General features: G+C 38.4%; 3 protein-coding genes. All 3 read left to right on the top strand.

Features of this window, described 5'->3' with window-relative positions; translation table 11 throughout:
• Positions 1-552 precede the first annotated feature (552 nt).
• The 3 genes from LI241_RS14900 to LI241_RS14890 are packed head-to-tail and all read left to right on the top strand — an operon-like array spanning position 553 to position 11,166.
• Positions 553-2,100, top strand: coding sequence for a SpaH/EbpB family LPXTG-anchored major pilin (locus tag LI241_RS14900; RefSeq protein ID WP_008690353.1), 1,548 nt, complete (start codon positions 553-555; stop codon positions 2,098-2,100).
• Positions 2,101-2,150: 50 nt separating this feature from the next.
• A complete protein-coding gene (locus LI241_RS14895) occupies positions 2,151-2,915 on the top strand; it encodes a pilin N-terminal domain-containing protein (protein ID WP_008690356.1) in 765 nt (254 codons plus the stop codon).
• Positions 2,905-11,166: a leucine-rich repeat protein gene (locus tag LI241_RS14890; RefSeq protein WP_008690358.1), complete on the top strand. Its 8,262-nt coding sequence runs from the start codon at positions 2,905-2,907 to the stop codon at positions 11,164-11,166. Before LI241_RS14895 ends, LI241_RS14890 begins: the two co-directional genes overlap by 11 nt.
• Positions 11,167-11,191 lie beyond the last annotated feature (25 nt).

Below are 11,191 nucleotides of genomic sequence, written 5' to 3'. Positions count from 1 at the left end.
GAGCCCCTTGGGGCGATTACGTAAAAACCACCAGCTAAGCTGGTGGATATTTATTAAAAAGGAAGAATAAAACTAATATTTGAAATGAATATATCGATAATAAGTGTTTGATAAGGAATTTCGAAAAAAAATAAAATTAATTTCTATATGATAGGTATGTTATAAACAATTGTCTTTATTCCTTAAGTATCAAATATCATGAAATAAGCATTTTTTTATTTACATATGTTTGCTTTAGATATGGTTATTCACTGCGTTGAATTTTCTAGAAATTCGCCTTATAATTTTAATGAAAAGATACATACAACGAATAAACAAATACAAAATATAACTTTTATGTAAAAACATTTTTCTACATTTTTCTTCGTATAGCACTATAATTCACATAATTTCGCAAGCTGATCATGATACGTATAAACAATATTGTGGCTATAAAAGGACTTATTGGTTCTTTTAAAGATAAAACGATATTCATGATGTTGGTAACAAAGCTATCCTTTGACAATATGCATTTATGCCAGTCAGTGAATATCAGAAAATGGAGAAAACAATATGAAAAAGAAAAGGATGAGGCATTTATTGACAGTTATTGTTTCTGCGGCGATGATACAAGGATTGTTTGCTTATGCTCTGCCATTAATGGCAAAAGAAACATCTTTCCAACAAGAAACAACAATTACGCAAACATCAGGTTCGCTTACCCTTCATGAGCATGATAGCGAGGGAAATCCCTTAGCGGATGCCTCTTACAGCATCTATAAAATCATGCGTTTTGAACAAGAAAGCACTTCGCGTTTTGTTATTGAGGAAGCTTTTCAAGATGTTTTAAAAAATGTTACACCAGATGCTTTAGGTAGTTATTCTACAACACAATTAGAAAAGCTAAGCCAACAACTTACCATAAAGGCGGAACAATTTCCTCCTTTAGCTACTGCTACTAGCGATGGCAGTGGCACGGTAAGTTTTAAAGATTTAAAGCTTGGCTATTATCTAGTGATAGAAACAAAAGCTCCAAACAATTACATATTAGGTAAACCTTTCTTAATTGCCATCCCTTCAACAAATAACTATCAAAATCATGAGGAAGGTAGTGCATGGGTCTATGATGTGGAGGCATACCCGAAAAATGAGATAGTAACCTTTGATAAGACCATTACCGATGCCAGTGATGGCTCAGTTAAGATAGGCGATTATGTACCATATCAAATAAGGACCAGTATGCCTGATTATGACGCTAGTTTCTTTGGCAATCCCACACCGGCGACCTTCATAATCATCGATACGATGGAAGATGGTTTGGCCATCCAAAACGATGCCAAGCATCCAATCACGGTAAAGGTGAATGATAAAGAAATAGCAGAAGGCTCAATGACCTATAGGATAAGGGCAGAGAATACGGCAGGGGAAGAAGCCGATTTGCACATTAGCTTCGCCGAAGATTTTATAAAAGAAAACGGAGGGCAACCAATCATTGTCACCTATGAAGCACAGGTAACAGAGAAAGCCAAGCAAGGGCAGGAAGGAAATCAAAATGCCGCAAGCTTGCAATACAACCACAAAGCAGGAGAAATTACAAACAGTGAAAAAGCAATCGTAAAGGTGTATAGCTTTGGAATTCAGGTAGAAAAGTTCACCAATGAAGGAAAGCCACAAGCATTAAAAGGAGCAGACTTCACCTTATTAGCAGCTGATGGTAAAGAAGTGTTGAACAATGCAAGTACAGATGACAAAGGAATTCTGAACTTTCATAATCTGGATGCAGGTACGTATTATCTAAAGGAAACAAAATCACCAACTGGCTATACTTTATTAGCAGAACTGATTAAGGTGGAGATTATCGCTGATGTAGATAGTGCAAAAAAAGCAACTGGTAGCTTTACATTAAAGGTAAACGATAAAGAGATCACCGATACAAGCGGAACCTTTATCACAAAACTGGATAACGATAGGGGAATTGCTAGTATTGCCATAGAGAATCATAAAGGTTTTACTTTACCATCTACTGGAGGAACAGGTATTACGCTTTTTTTGGTAATCGCTAGCGTAGGCATCTTAGTCATCAGCATGGTGATGGTGAGTAAGAGTAGGAAACAGGCATAGTGATAAAATGCAATAAATCAAAATAATAGAAAATGAATGAGGTAAAGCAGATGAAAAAAAGAAAGAGAGCATTACAAAAAGCATGTAGCCTGTTCATCATGTTCATGTTGACACTGACAACGCTAAAGGCAGTCGGAGGAACGATCGACATTCATCTAAAGGATTTTCCAAATGCAGAGAAAGCCGGTGTCACATTCACGCTGTATAAGGTAGGAAGTATGAGCGATGATGGAAAAGCAGCGCTGCATGAGAAATATGATATGCACTTACCGGATACGGCTGAAGAATTACAAAAGGTCGCAAAAGAGCTTACCCAAAAGACAGATAAGGAAACCATAGGAAAGAGAACAACAGATGAGAAAGGATATCTGTCTTTTACCAATATTGAAAATGGTATCTATTTATTGGTGCCATCCGATATGGAATCTTATGGCACGATTGATCCTTTCATTGTGACCTTGCCAATGTATGAGGAAATAGCGAATGTTATTCAAGGTCCAAGCTATTATCTGCAGGTAGAACCCAAAGCATCACCAAATGAAGCAGAAAAACCTAATTTACCAGTAGACCCCGAACATCCAAACAAACCGATAACTCCGGAACATCCTGATATCCCAACACAACCCAATAAACCGGGAACATCCACAAGCACGACAGATAAGAAGGAGGAACCAAAGAAGGAAACGACATCCACACAGACAGGAGATACAACACACAAAGATCTGTATATCTTGTTCATCATGCTTTCCACTCTTGGCATGTTTATCTTATACAACAAGCATAAAAGAGGAAGTGAACTAGACGATGAAAAATAAGAAAAAACAATTTGCGGCAATCTTATTAGCTGCATCCATGCTCTTTATAAATACGAATACATCTCTTTATGCCAAAGAAGAACCAAAGGCAAAACCGGAAGCTGCTCAGGAAACAAAAACCAATAGACAGCCTGCTACCACTATCTATGCCCCTACCCAACAGCCTTTATTAGGAACGGCTCCATTAAAGGAAGAGACGCCAAAGGATACCCCTGTCAAAGAAGAGCCAAAGACAGAACCAAAAGAGAGAGCTCTTTATACAGATGTAAAGGGACAAGTGTATCTAGACGATAATAAGAATGCCAAAGTCGATAAAGAAGAAAAAGGACTATCCGACATCGAAGTGCGCTTATATAAGATTAAAGAAGGCAAGCCAGAAAAAGAAGCTGCCTATCATACCCTGACAAACATCAAGGGAGAGTATGTCCTAGAGGAAGTAGAACTAGGTAACTATAAGATCGAATATAAAAGTGTCGATAGCGAAAAGAACCTAAAAGAATATACGATCATCCAAGAGAAAAAAGATGAGAAAGAACCAGTAAATAAAAAAGCAGAACCAAAACTAGTGGAGAAGAACAAGGAATACCGTATCGAGCAAGAAGATGTAGAACTCAAAGAAGGCAGTAAACTAGAACTAGCTTTATTTAGAGTAGAAGCGTTTGAAGAAGGAAAAGAAAGAAGACAAAAACAAGAAGTAAATAAGGAAGCTTCTAAAGCCGACAACCCGGTGAAGCAGGAAACGCGAAAGCAAAAAGAGACCGCGAATAAGAAAACAGAAACGAATACAACGAAGAAAGCAGAAGTCAAGCAATCAGAGAAACAAGAAGAAAAAACAATTCGTCATAAAATCACTAAAATAGAACCACTAATGACTACAGCGCAGTTAAACAAACTAAACAGTACAAAAGTAGGAGCAGCCAATGCACAGGATAGTGATTTCATAAAAGCTTTGTATGCAGTTTTAGATAGCGAAGACTGGGCATTCAATGCGTATTATGTAGGACAAAATGATAAATATCATGTAGAGAAGACAAATGATTTCTCATTGAAATACCAGATAGAATTTCACAATAATCGTGATATAGAAAAAGGTAGTGTTGAAATACGTATACCGGCTACATTGTCTAACGATAGGGATCACAAAGGAATCCTACCTACCAGCATCGCAATACCACAGGGAACCTTAGATGCTCCGGTAGAAAACAGAATCACACCATTCAATTATTATCTGGATGAAGATACCAATGAGCTTGTGTTCTTTAACTATAAAAAGATCACATCAGGTTCCAATGTGGCATTTCAGGTATTGTATAAGAATCTACAAATCATGGAATTCGTAGATGATAGTACATGGAGCTTAAAACCAACCGCCACTGTGCAATTTAAAGATCAAAAAGAAGAAAAGACAACGCCTCCTTTAACGGGACATATTGATTCACAAGTTAAGCTTTCCAAGGTCACAAAGACGCCGTATACCTTAGGGGCTAAAAGCTATTACCCAGGTATTTATACCGAGAAACAACTGGCTAGCATCGTAACGAGCCTGCCACAAGAGTACAAAGGTGATAACTTTACCAAGTATAAATATGTAGCTTGGCAAGTGCAGGTCACAGGAAGTGCAACTCAGCCATGGGAATTATACCTAAAAGATATATCAAATCTTGAGGGCAAAGTAGTTGGCTTCAATCGAAGCTACAACAAGATAAATTATCGTGGAGATAGTGCTTATTATAAAATTTCCGATATGAACAAAGATAAGCTAATACACTATGATAATCAATATGGGTATATCCTAGTAGTCGTTGCTTATCCTGCTGATAAGATCCAACCGAATACCTTGATTGAAAATACAGTTGAAGTCGTATTACATCCATATGATAGAGTAGATGAGGATCTAAAGCTAACAAGTAAAGCAAATTGGGTATATCGTGATTATGCATGGAACTACAAAGGCGATATCATCGGTGTCGATAAGAGTGGTGGAGGTACCTATAAAAGCTTTTTGGAAGCCTATAAAGCCGCAAGAAAACAAAATACCGATATTGGTGACATTCCATTTCACGTAAACAGTTCAACACGTGGCTATAAGCTCACCCATCATGCATCCAATGAAGATGGTAAATTAGGTGAACGTATCGAAGGAGCCAGCTATAAGATGACGACCGTCGATGATTTTCTCTATGCCTATCCAAATACCGGTTCAACAGACAGTTACAAGATCTTAGATGGAGATGATTACTACTATAGTCAGGTAAGCATCAAGCAAAACGATACCGGATATGATCCTTGGGAAGACAGCGAGGCAAAACCGGAAGAATCAAAGGATACCATCGTTTATGCAATGTTCAAAGGCAGCACAGTATGGGAAGAAGTCAAGGTTATCCCATGGAATGCTAGCGGAACGATGTCTTATACCTTTACAGAAGAACAGATCAATAGAAAACCATGGAGGGTAAAGGTAGAACATGAATCTGTTAATTACCTTTCCACATGTTCAATCGACCTAAAAGTACGTATCCAGCATGATTCGCCGGCCTTTCAAGAGCTGGTAAAAGATGAGGATAATGAGCAGATGCTCACCTTAGAAAATATTGCCGGTGTCATGGGACAAAGCTTACAAGATGGCAAGGAGGAAGGCTATTTTCACGATGCTACGATAGGTTTTAACTATGCCGAACCAGAATTAAAGGAATTGAGCGAAGCATTGTATGGTACTTTACCGATGCGTGATAATGCATTTGCTTATCTGACCTCGGTACAGAAAAATGCAGCATCTTATAAATATGGAACGAGCTGGAATGATGCAGGTACCGGAAGGGTACATCTGAAATACGATATCATGGCATATGATGGCTATGAACTATATGGTTCAGAAGCTATTGATTATCTAAAGGCAAATCTGGTCCGCTCACCGGGAAGAAAAGATGTCGTCTTTTATGATCTGTTGCCATATGGCGTAAAGTATGATCCTAGCGTAGAGATCATTGCAGGACGTGTAAAGACAACAAATGCTATGACATGGATGTATGAAAAGAGCTGGGATACCAGTCAGGTCAAGGTCAGTGTCGATTCTAAGGAAGATATCATAACGAATTATCGTGGAACGGGAAGAATGATGGTCAAGTTCCATATCCATTATGATGGTGCAGATCCATCAGGCTTTTATGATTCCATGTGGGCAGAAAGCTGGGGCATCAGCTTTGGTGCGTACTATGAATGGAAGGATATCGACATCAGCAATGCGGCAACGAATATTTCTGCGTTCATGCCAGAAAAAGAGGATAATGAGCCATTGTTAGGAACAGATGATCAGGTCATGTTGGATAATGGAAGCGATTATCCTGATACCTTATCAAAAGATGAATACAAGGTTTTGGGAGAGGATATTGATGGGGATGGTATAACGGATGAAAGAACGGTATTGTATGCCAACACCAGCGTCAATGATGATATGGCAATAGCCAATAGTGATACTATCGAGAAACTGGTAAAAGCAGATAATGACCGCTTCGGGGTCTTCTCAGAAAGTGCCATCGTAGCACCAAAAGAAGGCTATACCTATGAAATAACGGTAAGGAATGCACAGGATACCTTAAAGAATATCGTCGTATATGACCTGTTGGAGGATGCCCCAAAGCATCGCTCACAACAGGAGAAGGATAAGCACTTTGAAGATAACTGGTGGTATGGAACCTTTGATGGCATCATCACGACAGGCTTAGAGAAAGCAGGGATAAAGCCTGTGATCTATTACAATGCAGATAGAGATGCAAGAATATCAACAGAGGAAGAGCTTCCAAATTCTATATTGACGAAAGAGAATGGCTGGTATACAGAAGAAGAGTGGTTGAAAGATCATAAATTTGCGGATGTCAAGGCAGTCGCAGTAGACCTAAGCAAGAAGATGAATGGTGATGATTTTGAAATCGTAGATATGGGCTCTGTGAGCTTTCGGATACATATGATCTCACCAAATGAGGATGAATCCAAGGTAGATGCCGACCACAGCAATACAGCCAATAAGAATGACACGGCTGTCTATGCTTATAACAATTCTGCCTATTATTCAGAAAAAGTAGGAACCAGTACAAAGCATACGGTCATCGGGAATTCTGTACAGGTATCACAACATGAATTAGAAAAAGTAGAGATCGTAAAAGCATTTGGTGGCGATGTACCAAAAGAAAAACAAAATAGTGAGTTCCGCTTTATCGCAAGCTATAATGGTTCTACCTATGCCACACAAGAATATCAATTATTTAAGAAGATAGATGGAACTTGGGAACGCCAAGGAACCAATCGTGTCTATGCGACGGAAGCAGATGGCAGCTTTTATCTGCATGCGGATGAAAAAGCGGTATTCGATGTCAAGGATAAGAATCTGTTGACGGTAGAGGAAGAAGAAAATCCATTCTGGAAAGTAGAAATAGAAACTAAGGAACAGGATGAGATCCAGATAAGGACATATAAGAATACGTATCGTCCGGTATTATATGCGCAAAAGAAGCTGGAAAACGATCCTAAGGATAAGGAAGCAGAAGTCAAGAAAGAAAGCTTCATCTTCCAAGCATTTGCAGATGGAGAACCAATGGCAAATGCTGAATACTGGCTCGTGGATAGCGTGCGTACGGATGGCGGTATCCCTAAGAAATTGAATCAGAATGTCTTGAAGACGGATAAAGATGGTAAATTTACGATCAAGGCAGGAGAGATCGTAGCTTTGTTCCCGGGTGTTGCAGGAACAGCATATGAGATCAAAGAAACACAAAAAGGCGATGATTGGTTTACGGATGCAGGAAAAGATAGCGTAACAGGAACGATGGTAAATGATGGCAATTCTGTAAGCATCACAAACTATTACAAATGGAAAGATCTATATCTGAAGAAAGAACTTACCCATCAGAAAGCTGAAGACTGTACCCAAGCATTTACTTTCCAGGTATTCACAAAGGATACACCATTTGCAAATGCAGAATGGGTCATCCTGAAGGAAGATGGAACAGAAAGTGATGTGCATGGCACAACGGATGATGAAGGTAAATTCAGCATTGCATTAGCAGGTAAGACCGTAAAGATCAAAGGCTTTGAGGCAGGCACATCCTTCAAGATCGTAGAGATCGATAATACAAGTGATAACTATGAAGCGATCCAAGGGACGGTAGAAGGAACGATGCCGCTGTATGCCTTAAAGAGCGATGCAACGATCATCAATGACTATATCCTAAGACCGATCCGTGTTACTAAGATGGTCAGCTATGATGCGACTGATATGACAGAAGAAAAATTGAATGCGATCAACGATAAAGAATTTACCATGACCATCAAGGTAAACGGTGCAATATATGCGAATAAGGAGTTCACGATACAACGTAGCGGAGAACCAGATACTACCACTACAACAACGGATATCGGTACCTTTACCATCAAGAATGGACAAACGATCATCTTCCATGATGTGGGACCAGCAGGTACCAACTATGAGATAATAGAAACACCAGATGTCAATTATCCACAGATCTTCCCGGCAAATGGGGAATCATCGACAGGTACGATCGATAAAGAAGGTTCCAAGGTAACCTTTGTGAATGGAACAGAAAACACATTGCTGATCGGAAAAGAATATGTCGTAGGTGATGGGGATGTCAATAAAATAGGAGAGCAGTATCTTGAAACGATCAAGAATGATCCTACCATTCGAGGAAAAGAAAAAGTAACCTTGAAACTAGAAGTACAAGATGCAAATGGTGATTGGAAGATCTGGCCTTCTGAAACCCAAAATGTGCAAGTAACCGATGCACTAACCAACACGATAGAAACGATCACTTGGAATGCCAATAGTACCTTGACGTTAGAACCATGGAAACAGGTCGTCATTCCTACATTAACAGCTGGTGACAGCTATCGTTTGAGCGAAAGTACAAATGACCAATACAAGCTGTATAAAGATGGAGCAAGCTTTATCGAGATTACCCAAAAAGAACCGCTAAACGATGGTGCAATACAAGATACGATCGAGAACAAGCCATTAGCGATCATCAAGAATCAGATCATAGGTAAACAACAGAAGTCCATCATCCAAAAGAAGATGAGGCTAGGCTCTGAGGAAATACCTACAGGTTCGCAATTGGTCTTCCGTGTAGAAAGCTATGATGGAAAGGTATGGAATCCGGCAAATGAAATTTCTTATATCGTAGGGGATGATAATGATTGGATAAACAATCGCATTCAGAAAACAAAAGCTGATGGAAAGATAACGGTAGAGAAAACAGCAAAGGGTTATCCAATTATTTATTTCACAGAGCATGATGTTAAGATCAATCCAAGCAATCCAATGAAAGATAGCTATCGTATCGTAGAAATCTTAGAAGAAAGTGAAGATACATGGGGCATCCTATCCGGATATCTGCAGCTAGCTGATAGCTATAATGGCAGCTTGGCTATCGAAGATGCGAATACTTTCGTCAATAGCAATCGTACGACACCAATTGAAATAGCGAAAGCACTTAATGTAGACAGTGAACAGGAATTCACCTTCGAGCTAAGACAGGTCACACGTTCCAAACAAGAAGTGATCACAAGCTTAGAGGATATCCTAGAAAGCAGAGAAGGAACCAATATCAGCTATGTAATCTATGATGTAACCACAAATAAACAAATAGCAACAGGAAATACAGGAACGACAGGTGAGATCAAGATCAAAGGCAATCAATACGCAGGATTAGATCTACCAGATGATACTGCATGGACGGTAAGTGAGAAACAAGATACACCATATATCTTAACCGACCTATCAGGAACAAACGATAAGACATTGCAGTTAACGAAGAACATGATGTTGATACAGGCAAAAGCACCGATCATACTGGCAGACCTATCTGTAGAAACAAATGAAGAATACTTCATAGAAGACAGTAAGGTAGATAAATCCAAATTCACTGTAAATGCACTCTATTCAGATGGAAGGGTAGTATCATTATCTGATGATGATTATGAGATAAATATAGATACAGTACCTAAGAATGTGAGAACATTTGATTTAACATTCACCTATACCGATGATCAAACAGGAGAATCTATTAAGAAAGTAAAATCTTTAAAAACAATAGGAACGATAACATTAACAAAAGAAATGGTAACTACTGGTGTAATAGATGCCAATACAGGAGAACCTGTAGTATTAAATACTGGCGATGTAGAAATACCAGAAGTTATAATGTATGAAGGCAATCCGCGTGTTATAACATCAATAGGTGAACTTGCATTTTATGGCAATGAAAATATTACAAGTATAAAAATGCCGGATACGATAATAAGCATAGAAAGAGCTGCATTCGAAAAGTGTAGTAAAATTACGGGAGAATTGAGAATACCAAACTCAGTAACAAGCATTGGAAAATCTGCATTCCAAGAATGTAAAGGATTCACAGGATCATTAATAATTCCAGACACAGTAACAAGCATAGGAGAATATGCATTCTATGGTTGCAAAGGCTTTACAGGAAATTTAATAATCCCAGACTCAGTAACAAGCATAGAAAATGGTGCATTCTCTAATTGTAGTGGATTTAACGGAACATTAACAATATCAAAATCAATAACTAGCATAAAAAGTTATGTATTCTCTAATTGTAGCAATTTATCAAGTTCATTAATAATTCCAGACAAAGTAACAAGTATAGAGAATTATGCATTCTATGATTGTAATGGTTTAACTGGTAAATTAATTATTCCCAAATCCGTAACAAGCATAGGAGATGATGCATTCTCTTATTGTAGTGGCTTCACTGGAGATTTAGTAATACCAGATTCTGTAACAAGCATAGGAGAATATGCATTCAGCAATTGTAATGGCTTCACAGGCTCATTGACAATTGGAAATTCCATAACAAGCATAGAAGATTCTACATTCTATGGATGTAATGGCTTCAAAGGAGATTTAATAATCCCAGACTCCGTGACAAGCATAGAAGAATATGCATTCTATGGTTGTAACGGATTCAAAGGCTCATTAATAATCCCAGATACCGTAACAAGCATAGGGTATTTATCATTCTATGGATGTAATGGTTTCACTGGCTCATTAATTATTCCAAAATCCGTAACAAGTATAGGAAGTGCTGCATTCCAAGGTTGCACTAATCTTGAAAAAATCATTTTTACAGGTAATACAGATCCAAGTACTATGCGTAATTACCCTTGGGACTTTGATCCAGGTAAAATCGAATGGCAACCATCACAGGAAGGGGCATGATATTATGAAATATATAAAACGAATC

The sequence above is a fragment of the Longicatena sp. 210702-DFI.1.196 genome, from assembly GCF_020563125.1.
GTDB classification, from domain to species: Bacteria; Bacillota_I; Bacilli_A; order Erysipelotrichales; family Erysipelotrichaceae; genus Longicatena; species Longicatena caecimuris.
Note: the sequence above shows the minus strand (reverse complement) of the source record. Positions and strands in the feature narration are given on the sequence as shown.